This is a genomic window from Phaeobacter gallaeciensis (assembly GCF_001678945.1).
Lineage (GTDB): Bacteria > Pseudomonadota > Alphaproteobacteria > Rhodobacterales > Rhodobacteraceae > Phycobacter > Phycobacter gallaeciensis_A.
In genome coordinates this window covers 3,107,010-3,122,124 of the sequence record NZ_CP015124.1, presented here as the reverse complement: position 1 = coordinate 3,122,124, position 15,115 = coordinate 3,107,010, and the positions used below count along the sequence as shown (strand labels likewise).

The 15,115-nt window shown below is 62.2% G+C and carries 17 protein-coding genes; 5 read left to right on the top strand and 12 right to left on the bottom strand.

The features are described 5' to 3' along the window. Positions 1-45: 45 nt before the first annotated feature. Positions 46-570 (bottom strand): DUF2938 family protein, encoded by a 525-nt coding sequence (locus JL2886_RS14840; protein WP_082996096.1) that lies wholly within the window; start codon positions 568-570, stop codon positions 46-48. A 55-nt stretch (positions 571-625) separates the two neighbouring features. On the opposite strand from JL2886_RS14840, the gene JL2886_RS14835 reads away from it, so the two are divergent. The 5 genes from JL2886_RS14835 (at position 626) to JL2886_RS14815 (ending at position 4,751) form a co-directional block, all read left to right on the top strand. Then, the gene (locus tag JL2886_RS14835; RefSeq protein ID WP_065272716.1) at positions 626-1,036 is read left to right on the top strand and encodes a helix-turn-helix domain-containing protein; all 411 of its coding nucleotides are present in this window, start codon (positions 626-628) and stop codon (positions 1,034-1,036) included. A gap of 139 nt (positions 1,037-1,175) precedes the next feature. Then, positions 1,176-2,042 (top strand): S-methyl-5'-thioadenosine phosphorylase, encoded by an 867-nt coding sequence (locus tag JL2886_RS14830; protein WP_065273734.1) that lies wholly within the window; start codon positions 1,176-1,178, stop codon positions 2,040-2,042. Between the two features lie 182 nt (positions 2,043-2,224). Further along, positions 2,225-2,764, top strand: a complete 540-nt coding sequence (locus JL2886_RS14825) for an adenine phosphoribosyltransferase (protein WP_065272715.1) — start codon at positions 2,225-2,227, stop codon at positions 2,762-2,764. Between the two features lie 213 nt (positions 2,765-2,977). Next, a complete protein-coding gene (locus JL2886_RS14820) occupies positions 2,978-3,457 on the top strand; it encodes a fasciclin domain-containing protein (RefSeq protein WP_065272714.1) in 480 nt (159 codons plus the stop codon). Positions 3,458-3,524: 67 nt separating this feature from the next. Next, positions 3,525-4,751: an MFS transporter gene (locus tag JL2886_RS14815; RefSeq protein WP_065272713.1), complete on the top strand. Its 1,227-nt coding sequence runs from the start codon at positions 3,525-3,527 to the stop codon at positions 4,749-4,751. Positions 4,752-4,874: 123 nt separating this feature from the next. Here JL2886_RS14815 and JL2886_RS14810 read toward each other — a convergent pair whose 3' ends face one another. The 11 genes from JL2886_RS14810 to coxB all read right to left on the bottom strand — a co-directional run bounded on the left by JL2886_RS14810 (position 4,875) and on the right by coxB (position 15,059). Beyond that, positions 4,875-6,302: an FAD-binding oxidoreductase gene (locus JL2886_RS14810; protein ID WP_065272712.1), complete on the bottom strand. Its 1,428-nt coding sequence runs from the start codon at positions 6,300-6,302 to the stop codon at positions 4,875-4,877. Between the two features lie 41 nt (positions 6,303-6,343). Continuing rightward, positions 6,344-7,183 (bottom strand): MBL fold metallo-hydrolase, encoded by an 840-nt coding sequence (locus JL2886_RS14805; RefSeq protein WP_065272711.1) that lies wholly within the window; start codon positions 7,181-7,183, stop codon positions 6,344-6,346. A 307-nt stretch (positions 7,184-7,490) separates the two neighbouring features. Next, positions 7,491-8,081, bottom strand: coding sequence for a GNAT family N-acetyltransferase (locus JL2886_RS14800; RefSeq protein ID WP_065272710.1), 591 nt, complete (start codon positions 8,079-8,081; stop codon positions 7,491-7,493). Continuing rightward, complete coding sequence (locus tag JL2886_RS14795; protein WP_065272709.1) at positions 8,081-9,346, bottom strand: M16 family metallopeptidase; 1,266 nt, start codon at positions 9,344-9,346, stop codon at positions 8,081-8,083. The genes JL2886_RS14800 and JL2886_RS14795 overlap by 1 nt, the downstream gene beginning before the upstream one ends. Next, positions 9,343-10,731, bottom strand: a complete 1,389-nt coding sequence (gene thrC / locus JL2886_RS14790) for a threonine synthase (protein WP_065272708.1) — start codon at positions 10,729-10,731, stop codon at positions 9,343-9,345. The genes JL2886_RS14795 and thrC overlap by 4 nt, the downstream gene beginning before the upstream one ends. Before the next feature lie 4 nt (positions 10,732-10,735). Beyond that, the gene (locus tag JL2886_RS14785) at positions 10,736-11,422 is read right to left on the bottom strand and encodes an SURF1 family protein (protein ID WP_065273733.1); all 687 of its coding nucleotides are present in this window, start codon (positions 11,420-11,422) and stop codon (positions 10,736-10,738) included. 130 nt (positions 11,423-11,552) lie between these two features. Beyond that, positions 11,553-12,368 carry a cytochrome c oxidase subunit 3 gene (locus tag JL2886_RS14780; protein WP_065272707.1) on the bottom strand — a complete coding sequence of 272 codons (816 nt, stop codon included), beginning with the start codon at positions 12,366-12,368 and terminating at the stop codon, positions 11,553-11,555. A gap of 23 nt (positions 12,369-12,391) precedes the next feature. Next, positions 12,392-12,979 (bottom strand): cytochrome c oxidase assembly protein, encoded by a 588-nt coding sequence (locus tag JL2886_RS14775; RefSeq protein WP_065272706.1) that lies wholly within the window; start codon positions 12,977-12,979, stop codon positions 12,392-12,394. After that, a complete protein-coding gene (locus JL2886_RS14770; RefSeq protein WP_065272705.1) occupies positions 12,979-13,149 on the bottom strand; it encodes a cytochrome C oxidase assembly protein in 171 nt (56 codons plus the stop codon). Before JL2886_RS14770 ends, JL2886_RS14775 begins: the two co-directional genes overlap by 1 nt. A gap of 1 nt (position 13,150) precedes the next feature. Then, entirely contained in the window at positions 13,151-14,092 is a 942-nt protein-coding gene (gene cyoE / locus JL2886_RS14765; RefSeq protein WP_065273732.1) for a heme o synthase, read from the bottom strand. Between the two features lie 127 nt (positions 14,093-14,219). Beyond that, positions 14,220-15,059, bottom strand: a complete 840-nt coding sequence (gene coxB / locus JL2886_RS14760) for a cytochrome c oxidase subunit II (RefSeq protein ID WP_065272704.1) — start codon at positions 15,057-15,059, stop codon at positions 14,220-14,222. Positions 15,060-15,115: the final 56 nt, after the last annotated feature.

Below are 15,115 nucleotides of genomic sequence, written 5' to 3'. Positions count from 1 at the left end.
GGGGGCAAGGCTCGTGATCCGATCTGACCTCCTCTCGCCCTTTGGTTAGCGGGCTGAAATCACCTGCAATAGCGCACTGCCCAAAAACAGACCAAACCCAAAAAGACCATGCGTGATCAGACTGTTCAATCGAGCGCGCCACGGAAAGGCTGTCTTGCGGGCGGCAAATCCCAAACCCATTGCGGGCTGCAACAGGCAAAAGGGCAAGACCACTGTCAATACTCCGTAGCCAAGCGACAGGCCAAGGGCAGGAGCCTGAAGCCATCCTGCGCCGACTATGCCGCACAGGCCGAAGGCTAGCGCGCCCCCCACCGCATAGTGAAACATCCAACCCAGCGCGGTTTCAAAACCCCTTGGGGGCATCTTCTTTCCCCCGGCGCCCAACATCAAGCGTCCTTGGAAAAGACCCAACACCCAGCGTGCGACAAGTCCCCAGTTCGGCCCCGGCACGCCCATCCAGCGGCCCCGCGCCCATGCTGCGACATCAATCAGCGCAGTTGCAACGCTTCCAACGAAAGTGACCTGCCAGATCAGGCTCCAATGTATCTCCATAATTTGCTCCTGTTTCATAACTCAAACTGCTAGAGATCTGAGGTGTGCAAATTCAAGCCAGCTTGAGGTCAAGATGAAATCCCTGGATATCGCCGAGGTTGCCCGGTGCAGCGGCGTCAAACCCTCTGCCCTGCGATACTACGAAGATATCGGCCTGATCCGCGCCGACAGCCGGAAGGGCTTGCGACGTCAGTATGACGACAGCGTTCTGGACCGGCTCGCGCTCATTGCCATGGGACGGGCCGCCGGGTTCAGCCTGCAAGAGATAGGCGCCATGCTGGGCAATGCAGACGGGTTCGATCTGGACCGCCAAAGACTGCACGCGCGCGCAGATGAGGTCGAGCAGCGCATCCGAGAGCTCCGTGTCCTGTCCCGTGCGCTGCGCCACGTGGCAGATTGCACTGCTCCGGACCACAGTCAGTGCCCCACCTTCCGGCGCATGATGGATAGCGCCTTGACCCGCGCATCGACACCAAAGCGCTGACCTCTCGCACGGGGTCACCTGCGTGCCCAGCCCATCCGGTTTCGGCATCGTGAGACAGCGGGGCTTGCCAAAAGGGCGCCGTCTTGCGCATACCCAAGAAGCAACATCAGCAGGAGAATAGGACGTGACCAAGGACACCATGATCGCCGTCATCGGCGGCTCCGGCATCTACGATATCGACGGGCTGGACGGGGCCGAGTGGGTCAGCGTTGAAACCCCCTGGGGTACGCCCTCGGACCAGATCCTGACCGGCACGCTGGACGGCGTGAAAATGGCCTTCCTGCCGCGGCATGGGCGTGGCCACGTGCATTCCCCGACCGAAGTGCCCTACCGCGCCAATATCGACGCGCTGAAACGGCTGGGCGTTACAGATGTGTTTTCCGTCTCTGCCTGCGGGTCTTTTCGCGAAAACATGGCGCCGGGCGATTTCGTCATCGTCGATCAGTTCATCGACCGCACCTTTGCACGGGAAAAATCCTTCTTCGGGACCGGCTGCGTCGCCCATGTCAGCGTCGCCCACCCCACTTGCGAGCGGCTCAGCGATGCGGCCGAGGCGGCAGCGCGCGATGCCGGGATCACCGTGCACCGCGGCGGCACCTATCTTTGCATGGAGGGGCCGCAGTTCTCCTCGGTGGCGGAAAGCAAAATGTACCGCGAAAGCTGGGGCTGCGACGTGATCGGCATGACCAACATGCCCGAGGCCAAACTCGCCCGCGAAGCAGAGCTGTGCTACGCCTCCATCGCGATGGTGACCGACTACGACAGCTGGCACCCCGACCACGGCGCCGTGGACATCACCGAGATCCTGGCCACGCTACAGGGCAACTCCAGCAACGGGCGTGAACTCGTGCGTCGCCTGCCAGGCATTCTGGGCGCCGAGCGCGCGCCCTGTCCGCATGGCTGCGACCGGGCTCTTGAATACGCCATCATGACCGCTCCCGAGAAACGCGACCCTGCGGTTCTGGCCAAACTGGATGCGGTGGCAGGCCGCGTGCTCAGCGCCTGATCGCCCTCTAATCGTTTTGGGCCCGCTCACCGCCGCTCTGCGGCACCGGGCGGCCCAGGATCGCAAGGTTTTCCTTGCATGGGCGGCGCGCTTCGGCCAAACCCCGTGGCGGCTCCGGTGCCCCTTTACCGGTCCGGGCCGCACCCATCCGCGCCATCCGTTCCCGCAAGCAGGAGCCTTCCATGCCCAAGAAAACCGCCGTCAAAGACTACATCCGCACCATCGTCGATTTCCCGCACGAAGGGATCATGTTCCGCGATGTCACCACCCTGTTCGCCGATCCGCGCGGGTTCCGTATGGCCATCGATCAGATGCTGCACCCCTACGCCGGTGAGCGGATCGACAAGGTCGTGGGTCTTGAGGCGCGCGGTTTCATCCTGGGTGGCGCCATCGCTCACCAGCTGAGCGTCGGCTTTGTGCCGATCCGCAAGAAAGGCAAGTTGCCCGGCACCACCATCAGCGAAGAATACCAATTGGAATACGGCGAAGCGATTGTCGAGATCCACGACGATGCCATCCAGCCCGGAGAAAAGGTGCTGGTGGTCGATGATCTGCTGGCCACCGGCGGAACCGCAGGCGCTGGGATCAAGCTGATCGAGCGGCTGGGTGGCGAGATCATCTCCTGTTCCTTCATTGTCGACCTGCCCGATCTGGGCGGCCGCAAGAAGCTTGAGGATCTCGGAATGGACGTCCACGTCCTGTGCGAATTCGAAGGCGACTGAACCGGCCCGCGCCGAAACAGGGTCACGGATCACTCACAGCCTGATCACGTTTTGTTGATTGGAAATCATGACGCCGCCGGGCTTAGCTCCGGCGGTTTTCTTGTCAAACCCCTCCCGGCGAAAACCCGCTTCATCCGAACCATCTCCTCTGCCGTAGGTCTCACGATGCCTGACGAAAGGTGTCGCTCAACAGAAACACATGAGGAGACCAAGATGTTCCGCAAGATGATGACGACCACCGCAGCCACGCTGTTCATGGCCGGAGCGGCCTTCGCAGGCGGTCATTCCAAGGATATCGTCGACACCGCTGTCGGCGCCGGAGACTTCAACACCCTGGTCGCCGCCGTCAAGGCGGCCGGTCTGGTGGACACCCTGAAAGGCGAAGGTCCTTTCACCGTCTTCGCCCCCACCGATGCCGCCTTTGCCGCCCTGCCCGAAGGCACGGTCGAAGACCTGCTGAAGCCCGAGAACAAGGAAAAGCTGGTGGCGATCCTGACCTACCACGTGGTGCCGGGCAAGGTGATGTCCGGTGACCTTACCGACGACATGAGCGCCGCAACCGTGCAGGGCAGCGCGGTGATGATTGATCTCGACAAGGGTGTGATGGTCAATGATGCCAGCGTGGTCACCGCCGATATCGAGGCCGAGAACGGCGTGATCCACGTGATCGACAAGGTCATCCTCCCGAAGTAAGCGCAGACGCGAATTCGTGATGGCGAATTCAGTTGCAGCCCGCCGGCACGCGCCCTAGCGTGCCGGCATGAACACTGCCGCGATCCTTGACAGCCGCTATTCCTGGCTTCGACTTCTCATCACCCTGGCCATTGCAACCGTGGCCAATGTGGGCATGTGGGCGATCATCGTCATCATGCCCGCCGTCGAAGCCGAATTCGGCTCCGGACGCGCGGCCTCTTCCATGCCCTATACGCTCACCATGGTGGGTTTTGCCCTTGGCAACCTGCTGATCGGGCGGCTGGTGGACAGGTTTGGCATTACCCTCGCGCTGATTGGCGCCGTTGCTGCGACGGCTTCGGGTTATGTGCTCTCCACCTTTGCGCCGACGATGGCGGTTCTGTCTCTCACGCACCTGCTTCTGGGTCTGGGCACGGCAGCAGGTTTCGGGCCTCTTATTGCTGACATCTCGCATTGGTTCCTACGGCGGCGCGGTATCGCCGTGGCACTGGTGGCCAGCGGCAATTACCTCTCCGGTGCGATCTGGCCGACGCTGCTGGCCGGGCTGTTGGAGAGCGGCGGCTGGCGCATGGTCTATTTTGCCCTGGCCGCGATCACCGTTGCCGTGGTGATCCCGCTTGCGCTGCTGCTGCGCCGCCGTGTCCCGGCCGAGGCCTATGCCGCCTCTGATGCAGCCTCGGCGCTCAATGCGCGCAGCACCGGCATGTCGGCGCGCACCCTGCAATGGCTGCTGGGGCTGGCCGGGATCGGCTGCTGCGTCGCCATGTCGATGCCCCAGGTGCATATCGTTGCCTATTGCGTCGGCCTTGGCTACGGGCCTGCAGTGGGGGCGGAGATGCTGTCGCTGATGCTGCTGGGCGGTGTGGTCAGCCGGATCCTTTCAGGCCTTGCGGCGGACCGGCTCGGCGGCGTGGCGATCCTGCTGATCGGTTCGGTCCTGCAATGCATCGCGCTGTTCTTCTACCTGCCCTTTGACGGCATGGTGCCGCTTTATCTGGTGAGCGCACTGTTCGGCCTCGCGCAGGGGGGCATCGTGCCCAGCTATGCGCTGGTGGTGCGCGAATACATGCCCCCGAAAGAGGCCGGCGCGCGGGTCGGCTTTGTGATGATGATGACCATCCTCGGCATGGCTCTGGGTGGCTGGATGTCTGGCTGGATCTACGACGTGACCGGCAACTACCAGATGGCCTTCATCAACGGCATTGCCTGGAACGGGCTGAATATCCTGATCATCGGTTACCTGCTGATGCGCAGCCGCCCGCAGAAACCGTCGGCCACCCCCAGCATCGCCTGACCCTACGTCCGCGCTCTGCTGCACCGCTGCCCCCTGCGCACAGCGGGCTTTGACCGCTGCCGGGCCCAAGACTGTGAGGGGGCTGGCACAGCCCAATCCTGCAGGCGCGGGAGCGCCACGTTGTCAGGTACCTTGCCGCAGCACCGCGCCGGGGTTCATGATGCCGTGGGGATCGAGCGCGTCCTTGATGGCGCGCATCGCGGCCAGTTTTACCGGATCGCCATAACGCTCCAAATCGCCGGTCTTCATGCGCCCGATGCCATGCTCCGCACTCATCGACCCGTCGAAATCAGCCACCAGATCATGCACCGTGCGTTTCACATCCTCGCGCAGGTGTTCGTATTCCTTGCGCGTCTTTCCCGCCGCCGGGAAGACGTTGTAATGCAGGTTGCCATCGCCAAGGTGGCCAAAGCAATTGATCCGCATATCGCCCACTCCCAGTCGGGCGATGGCCTCTCCGCCGCGCGTGATGAAATCCGGAATTTCCGAGATCGGCACCGAGATATCGTGGCTGGAAATCGCGCCGATCAGGCGGTTGGCTTCGGGGATCGTCTCGCGCACCGTCCACAGGGCCTCGCGCTGCGCCGCCGACTGGGCAATCACCCCGTCCTGCGCCAGATCGGCCTCCAGCGCCGCCTCGAACAGGTCCGCAAGCGCCTCTTCCGGGTCCAGCCCGCGCGCCAGCCCTAGCTCGATCAGCACGCACCATTCCGGAGCCTCGGCAAAGGGTTGGCGTACCTGCGGCATGGTTTCTGCCAGAAACGCCAGCCCCTGCCGGTGCATCAGTTCAAAGGCGCTGATCCCTTCGCCCAACTGGTCACGCGCCAGCGACAGCAGTGCAATTGCCGCCTGCGGCGATGGCACCACGAACACCGCCGTGCCCTGCGCCGCCGGGATCGGTGACAGTTTCAACGATGCCGCAGTGATGACGCCCAAAGAGCCTTCGGAGCCGACCAGAAGATTGCGCAGATCGTAGCCGGTGTTGTCCTTCCTGAGGCGCGACAGCCCGTGCCAGATATCTCCATTGGGCAGCACCGCCTCCAGCCCCAGGCAAAGATCGCGGGCATTGCCATAGCGCAGCACATTGACCCCGCCTGCATTGGTCGCAAGGTTGCCGCCAATCCGGGCCGAGCCTTCGGCGGCCAGCGACAGCGGGAACAAGCGTCCGGCCTCAGTCGCGGCCGCCTGCACATCGGCAAGGATAGCGCCCGCTTCGGCAATCAGCACGTTTTCCGCGGGGTAGACGCCGCGGATCGCGGTCATCTTTTCCAGCGACAGCAGCAGCGGCGCCGGGCCTTCCGGCATCACCTGACCGCCGACCAGACCGGTACCGCCGCCATAGGGCACCACCGGCACCCGCGCCTCATGCGCAGCGCGCACCAGCGTTGCGACCTCTTCGGTGGAATGCGGCACGGCCAGCAGCCCCGCCTGTCCCTGATATCTTCCACGCGGCTCTTCCAGATAACGCGGATCGGCAGGGCGCAAAACGCCCTCGGGCAGTTGATCGGCAAGGCGGGCGACAAAGGCGGAATCGGCAGAATTTAGTGTCATGAAACCTGCATGTCCAATTGCGCCTCTCAAGGCAAGACTGCTTACTCGTCTTTGCGCAGATAAGAGGGGCGCAGCACATGGATCGTCGGCCTGTCCGGCAGGCTGCGCAGCGACACGGTGATATCTGCCGCGCCATCCTGCACCACATCGAACTCCGGCCCGATCTGCGACAGGAAACGCTCCAGCGAGTAATCGGTGAACCAATGCATCGGCAGGATTACCGAGGACCGCAGCCGGTTCAACACCTCGACCATTTCAGGCAGCGCCAGGGTCATGCCCCCATCCACGGCGGCCATCACCACATCAAGCCGCCCCAGCGCCGCGAATTGCTCGGGCGTCGGCACGTGGTGCAGATGGCCCAGATGCCCGATACACAGCCCTGCGACCTCAAACACAAAGATCGAATTCCCGGCCACCTCGACCCCATCGCTGTAAGCAGAGCGGATATCGGTGGGCACGTTGCGGATCAGCATTTCACCAAGATCCAGATGATGGCGGATCCCCTCCCCAAAGGCGCCCCAGCCTTCCAGCACATGCGGAATGGCCGGATCGGGATGGGCGGTCCAATGGGTTTCATGGGCATGGTTCATGGTGACCACATCCGGGATGAAGTCGGCCGATCCGGTAAAACCGGTGAAATCGGTCACCACGTTCAGTCCACCTTCGGTCTGAATCAGGAAACTGGCGTGCGACAGATACCGGATCCGCACCGAATGTTCCGGCACCGGGTCCTGCCAACTGGCCTTGTGCAGATAGGCGATCCCTGGGGCCGCCTCAGCGAGAGCAATGCAATGGCTGGCCCGGCGCTCCTGCGCGGCCAGCGGAGCGGCGAAGATTGCCGAGACTACGAGCGAAACCAGATACTGAGCAAAAACACGCATGGCAGAAGTGTAGCGCACTCGCCCTTTCTGTCAGCCTGTTTTCCGCAAAATCAGCATAAGTGAGCCTCTGTCCCCAGACACTGCCCCGAGTTATGCGCCGCTGCGCTCTGATCGTGTCGGCAAACACTCCCGCCCGGCCTGCTGCATTCACAGAATGCCCCTGCCCCGTTGGGCCGGGCGCCGCACAGGGTGCGGCGCTGCACAGTGCAACGCGCGGTGCCATGCCCAAGGCCGCTAGCGCGCATCGGCGCAGCCGGTGCACCTATGGGCGCGGGAGGGTTCGCCCTCATACTTTGAAGAGGTATTTCTAAGCCTGACCAACCAGGGTCTTACCGCGCCTATCGTGGCGCAGCGAGGCGTAGAGCACATGCGTGCGCCAGCGGCCATTGATCTGCAGATAGGATTGCGCCACGCCTTCGTATTTGAAGCCTGAGCGTTCTAGCAAACCGCGCGAAGCCACGTTTTCCGGCAAGCAGGCTGCCTCGATCCGGCTGAGGTCCAGCTTGCCAAAGGCATGATGCACCACCGCGCCAATCGCCTCGGCCATGTAACCACGCCGCGCAAAGGGCTGCCCGGTCCAGTATCCAAGGGTACCCGCCTGCGCTGGACCGCGGCGGATATTATCCAGCGTGATCGCCCCCACCAGCGTCTGATCCGAGCGCCGGACCAGGAACAGCGGCAGCGCCGAGCCGGAGGACACCGCCCGCTGCGCCCAGTAGACCCGGTTGGTAAAGGCCTTGCGGCTGAGGTGATCCGGCGCCCAGACCGGCTCCCAAGGGACAAGGTAGTCCTGGCTTTGCAGCCGCAGCGCCGCCCAGCCGTGAAAATCGCCATGCACCGGCGGTCTGAGCGTCAGACGTTCTGTTTCAAGCCGGACTTTACGGCGGGACAGCAGCATCAGGCAGCGCGCCTCTCCTGCAGCCGCGCCAGACTGGGCGCATCTGCGACCGGACCATAAAGCGCCAACGCCGCCGGTGCCGCGACCGCAAGGCGTTCGGCCAAAGCCCGCACCCCGGCGACGGTTACCGCATCAATGCGGGCCACGGTATCCTCCAACGGCGGCACCCGGTCCCAGATCTGCACCAGACGGGCCAGACGTTCGGCGCGGTTCGACGGGCTTTCCAGCCCCATCAGCATGCCGGCCTTCATCTGGGCGCGCGCACGCGCAACCTCGTCTTCGCGCATATCTTCGGCGGCGCGCTTCATTTCGTCGATGGTGATATGCGCCAGATCGGCAAGCTGATCGCCCGAAGTCCCTGCATAAATCGTCGTCGACCCGGTATCCGCATAGGCGCCTGCCTGCGCAAAGATGGTATAGCAAAGACCCCGCTTTTCGCGGATTTCCTGGAACAGGCGCGAGGACATGCCGCCGCCAAGGGCGCTGGCATAGATCTGCGCGGTGTAGATCTCATCATCGCGGTAGCCGGGGCTTTCAAGAGCCAGCGCAAAATGAGCCTGCTCCAGCTGCTTATCCCGCCGCGCCTCGCCGCCACCGGTAAAGCGCGCGGCATCCGGTTCCGGCACTGGTCGTGGCGCCATATGGCCGAACTGCGCCTCGGCCAGCCGCACCAGCGCGTCGTGATCCACCGCACCGGCCGCAGCCAGAATCATCTGTCCCGGTCCGTAGTGCTGATCGACAAAGCCTTGCAGGTCATTACGAGAAAAGCTGCGAATGCGTTCCGCCGGGCCCAGAATAGTGCGCCCCAGCGCCTGATCGCGATAGCTTTCTTCCTGCAACCAATCAAAGATCACATCGTCCGGCGTATCCAGCGCCTGACCGATCTCCTGCAGGATCACCCCGCGCTCGACCTCAATCTCACGCGGGTCGAACACCGGATTGAGCAGGATATCCCCGATCACATCCATCGCCAGCGGCACGTCATCCTTCAGAACCCGCGCGTAATAGGCTGTAACCTCGCGGCTGGTATAGGCGTTGATATAGCCGCCCACATCCTCGATCGCCTCGGCAATCTGCAGCGCCGACCGGGTCTTAGTCCCCTTGAAGGCCATATGCTCAAGAAAATGGGCGATCCCATTCTGTTCAGGCCGCTCGTGGCGGCCGCCTGCTGTCACCCAGATCCCGATAGAGGCGGATTCCAGCCCCGGCATGTTCTCCGAAACGATGCGGAACCCGTTGGCGAGTGTGTGTTGCTGAACTGTCAATTCGCGATGTTCTTTCTGATATGCGCCTCAAGGGCGGCCAGATCGTTGTCGATGCGGGTGACGCGCTCGTCGCGCTCATAAAGATCCGCCATGCGGGCGGGCAGCGGCGGGTGGATACCACTCGCCTCTTCCACCGCGGCTGGGAATTTCGCCGGGTGGGCCGTCGCCAGCGTCACCATGGGGATATCGGCAACGCGCAACTGGTTTGCAACCTTCACACCAACGGCGCCGTGGGGGCACAGCAGTTCGCCCGAGGCGGCCCATTCGGATTTGATCGTCGCCATGGTTTCTTCTTCCGAGGCCCGGCCCGAAACATAGGTCTCCTGCAGCGCCTGCATGGCGCCCTGGCTGACGTTGAAACCACCGGTTTTCAGCTCATTCATCAGCTGACCGACGGCGGCGCCATCCTGCCCGTAGGCATAGAACAGCGCCCGTTCAAAGTTGGATGAGACCTGAATGTCCATCGACGGGCTGATCGAGGGGATGGTGTCGCCCTTGAAATAGCCCTGCCCCGAGAGGCAGCGGTGCAGAATGTCGTTCTGGTTGGTGGCGACCACCAGCTGCTCGATGGGCAGGCCCATCTGTTTCGCGATATAGCCGGCGAAGATGTCACCAAAGTTGCCCGTGGGCACGGTGTAGCTGATCTTGCGATGCGGCGCGCCAAGGCTGACGGCGGAGGAGAAGTAATAGACCACCTGCGCCAGCACGCGGGCAAAGTTGATCGAGTTCACCCCGGCAAGGCGCACGCTGTCGCGGAACTCAAAATCATTGAACATGTCCTTGACCGCCGCCTGACAGTCGTCGAAGTCGCCTTCGACCGCCAGCGCGTGCACGTTGCTGTCCGCAGGGGTTGTCATCTGGCGGCGCTGCACCTCGCTGACGCGGCCATGGGGGTAAAGGATGAAGACATTGACCGCATCCAGCCCCCGGAAAGCTTCAATCGCGGCAGAGCCGGTATCGCCAGAGGTGGCGCCGACGATGGTCACGCTTTCGCCGCGGCGTTTCAGGGCGACTTCGAAGAGCTGACCGATCAGCTGCATCGCGAAATCCTTGAACGCGAGGGTCGGGCCGTGGAACAGCTCCAACAGGAAATGATTGGGCGCCAGCTGTTTCAGCGGCGCGCGGGCAGCGTGACCAAACCCGGCATAGGCCTTGGCGATGATCTCGCGGAATTCGTCATCGGTGAAGCAATCGCCGAGGAAGGGGCGCATCACCCGGAAGGCAGTTTCCTCGTAAGACAGGCCCGACAGGGCCGCGATCTCATCATGGCTCATCTGCGGGATCTCGGCGGGCACATACAGGCCGCCGTCGCGGGCCAGCCCGGTCAGCATCGCCTCTTCGAACGTCAGCTCGGGCGCCTGCCCGCGGGTGGAGATGTATTTCATCGCTTCAGCCTTCGGATTTGGCGCGGTTGCGCCACAGGAAATAGGCGGTCATCGCGGCCCAGATAAAGGCCAGCGAAAACCAGGTGAGTGCATATTGCAAGTGGTCATTGGCAATGCCCGACATGGTAACGGGCTGCGGCAGGGTCGCGCCGACATCGACCACATCCGAGCGCAGCTCGCGCAGGATCACCATCGCCGGTTCGGTGCCCAGTTCTGCCGCCATCGGCGCAACGTCGCGGGCATACCAGATGTTCTTTTCCGTGTCCGGCTCCGGTGTGAACCCGTCCACCTCGACCGGCCAGTGCAGGTTGCCGATCACGGTCGCGGAACCGATGGTGCGGGTTTCATCCTTGCGGCTGGCGATGATGAAGCCACGGTCCAGCAGCAGGCGACGACCGCCGTCGGTCACGAAAGGCGCGATAACGCGATAGCCCGCGCCGGTGCCCTGGATCGAGGTCAGAACGTGCAATTCACCCGGCAGGATCTCGCCCTCAAGACGCACAGGCAAGTATTTGTCACGCTCTGGCTCCAGCACCTCGGGCAAAGGGCCGGGGGCATCCGCAATGCGCGCTTCGATGGTGGCCAGGATATCTTCCTTCCAGGCCAGGCGCTGCATCTGCCAGATCCCAAGCGATAGCAGCGCCAATAGGCCCAGCCCGCCAACAAGGGATAGAAAGATAAACCGCCGCATCGCGTCCTCATCGCCAATGGAAAAGCGCGCGGAGGAAGCCCCCCGCGCGCTGCGTTTCTTACGGGCTGTCTGCGGATTTTGGAACCACAAACCTGTACCCGCTACAATTTCCGGTGTCGCCCGGGTCGGCTTAGTGCGCCAGACCCGCGGTGCCCCAGACGTAGACCGCTACGAAGAGGAACAGCCAGACAACGTCAACGAAGTGCCAGTACCAGGCAGCGGCCTCGAAACCGACGTGCTGCTCGGGGGTGAAGTCACCTTTCAGCGCACGGATAAGGCAAACCGTCAGGAAGATGGTGCCGATGATCACGTGGAAACCGTGGAAACCGGTGGCCATGAAGAAGTTCGAGTAGAACTCATCAGCGCCGAATTCCCAGCCTTCGTGCAGCAGGTGCGCGTATTCATAGCCCTGCAGGAAGGTGAAGAAGAGGCCCAGAACGATACCGATGGACAGGCCCTGAACCAGCGCCTTGCGGTCGTTGTTGTGCACCAGTGCGTGGTGCGCCCAGGTCACGGCACAGCCGGACAGCAGCAGGACCAGGGTGTTGATCAGCGGCAGATGGAAGGCGTCAACCGGGTAGATGTCGGGCTGCACATAGGAGGTGCCGACATAGGTTTCCATCGGGTAGATGGCGTGTTTGAAGAACGACCAGAACCAGGCGAAGAAGAACATCACCTCGGACATCACGAAGAGGATGAAGCCATAACGCAGGCCGATGCGGACCACCGGGGTGTGATCGCCCTGACGGCTTTCGGCCACCACTTCGGACCACCAGGCGAACATGACATAGAGCACCATCGCCAGGCCGCCCCAGAACAGCCATGCCGTGATGCCATGCATCCACAGCACTGCGCCGAACAGCATTGCAAACCCGCCTACGGAGCCCAGAAACGGCCAGATCGACGGCGGCAGAATATGAAAGTCGTGATTTTTAGCATGCGCCATTTAAGTGTCCCTCACCTAGCGGCCTAGTTCGTGGTTATGCCTGCCCCGGCTTTATCACCGGTGTCGAGAGCGGCATAGCCCTCGGGCAGATCGATTTCATAGAACGTGTACGAAAGCGTGATCGTATGCACGTATTTTGCGTCCCGGTCGTTGACGATTTCCGGATCCACAAAGAAGGTCACGGGCATCTGCACCCGCTCCCCCGGTTGCAGCACCTGCTCTGTGAAGCAGAAACAGGCGATTTTCTCAAAGTAGCCACCGGCCGAATAAGGCGTCACGTTATACGCTGCCTGCCCCGCGACGGGGTGGTCGGTTGGATTGTATGCTTCGTAGAAGGCCAGACCGGTCTCGCCGATCTTCAGCTCCATCTCGCGCTGCACGGGTTTGAACTCCCAGGGCATGTCGCGTTCCTTGGAACCGTCAAAGCGCACCGTGATGGTCTGATCCAGCACAGTATCCGCGCCTTGCTCGGCCACGCCGGTGACGCCGCCAAATCCGGTGACCCGGCAGAACCAGTCATAGAAGGGCACCGATGCCCAGGACAGCCCGCCCATCAGCGCGACCACGCCGACCAGTTGCAGAACCGTTTTCTGAGGTCCTTTGATCGCCATCAGCCCTGCCCCGCCTGTGATTGGGTCTGGGGGAATTTGAAGCCGTTCGAGGTGACCTTGACCATGGTCAGAGCCAGAACCAGCACCACAAAGGCGCCCAGCAGCAGGCCAACGCCCATGTTGCGCCCGAGACGCCGTTTGTGCAGTTCATGTTCCTTGCGCAAAGCCATATTACCAGCCTCCCAGACCATAGGGTTTCAACAGGGCTTCGACGAGAATCGCGCCGAAGTGCAAAAAGAGGTAGAGCAGCGACAGCTTGAAGAAGCTGCGCTCAGCCTTGAAATTGTCGGCCTCGCTGTCGTCCTCATCGCGGCGGAAGATCTTCCAGGCGCCGTGCAGGAACAGCGCGTTCAGTACCACGGCCACGGCCAGATAGACCGGACCACCGATGCCCGAGAACCCGGTGCCCACAGCCAGAACCGCCAGCAGGATGGTGTAGACGAGGATATGAACGCGGGTGGCGCGGCGACCGTGGGTCACGGTCAGCATCGGAACGCCAGCATCATCGTAATCCGAGCGCATGAACAGCGCCAGCGCCCAGAAGTGCGGCGGCGTCCACATGAAGGTCAGCGCGAACATCAGCCAGGGTTCAACCGACATGGTGCCGGTGGCGGCGATCCAGCCGATCACCGGCGGGAAGGCCCCGGCGGCACCGCCGATGACGATGTTCTGCGGCGTCGCCCGCTTCAGCCACATGGTGTAGATGACGACGTAAAAGAAGATAGTGAAGGCCAGAAACGCACCGGCAAAGAGGTTCGTCGCCAGTCCCAGCATGATGCAGGAAAGGCCCGAAAGCGCCAAGCCAAGGCTCAGCGCCTCGCCCTTGTCGACCTTGCCTGCGGGAATCGGGCGCGACTTGGTACGTTTCATCACCTGATCGATATCCGCATCCCACCACATGTTGAGCGCGCCAGAGGCGCCACCACCGATGGCAATGAACAGAATCGCGGCAAATCCGATGACCGGATGGACACCAACCGGAGCAGCCAGCAGGCCGACGAGGGCCGTAAACACGACCAGTGACATCACGCGCGGCTTCAGCAGGGCGAAATAATCGCCAAAGCTGGGCTCGTCTTCGCGGATGGTGCTGGCATTGATGCTTGCGTCGCTCATGTCAGTCTCTTCGGCCACTGAAGGATAGCCGCGCGGGCGCATCCTCGTTGCATTTAAGATGGTGCTATGGGCGCTACCATCGCGGCGCGCCCATGTTCGGGGCCGGACGTTCCGGCCCCTGCTTTAGTCAGTTGGAGGCAACCTGATAGGACTGCGGCAGACCCGCATATTCCTCGATCGCGCCGTCCAGCCATGCGTCATAGGCTTCCTGGCTGACCACTTTTACAGTGATCGGCATATAGGCGTGGTCCTTGCCGCAGAGTTCAGAGCACTGACCGAAGTAGATGCCTTCTTTGGTGGGCTTGAACCACAGTTCAGCCAGACGGCCGGGAACCGCGTCCTGCTTCACGCCGAAGGCAGGCATCGCCCAGGAGTGGATCACGTCGGCGCCGGTCACCTGCATCACGATGGTCTTGCCAACGGGGACAACAACAGCGGTGTCGGTTGCCAGCAGGTACTCGTCCTCGGCATAGCCGTAATCGGCCAGTTCGTCCTTGGCGAGGAGGAAGCTTTCATAGCCAAACTCGTGGTCGACGTATTCATAGCCCCAGTACCACTGGTAGCCGGTTACTTTGATGGTGACGTCGGCTTCGGGAATTTCCTGCTGGCGGAACAGTTCCGGCAGCGAGAAGGAGCCGATGAAAACCAGGATCAGGATCGGGATCACGGTCCATGCGATTTCGATCGGAGTGTGGTGGGTGAACTGCGCCGCGTTGGGGTTCGCGCGCTTGTTGAAGCGAACGATTGCGAACAGCAGCAAACCAGCCACAAAAACGCAGATGGCGGTGATGATCACCAGGATCAGCCCGTCCAGCATGTGAATGCCTTCCGCCAGTTCAGTTGCGGCCGGCTGGAAACCCAGACCGCCGTTGGTCGGCTTACCAATGGATTCAAGACCTTCTTGCGCTGTGGCTGGAAGGCTTGAGAGGCCAGCGAAAAGGCCCGAAAGCATCAAAGCATTCTTCATATCGTGTCCTGATCGTTTGATCGCGTTATTAGCTGCTACCGGTAACGTCGCTGGAA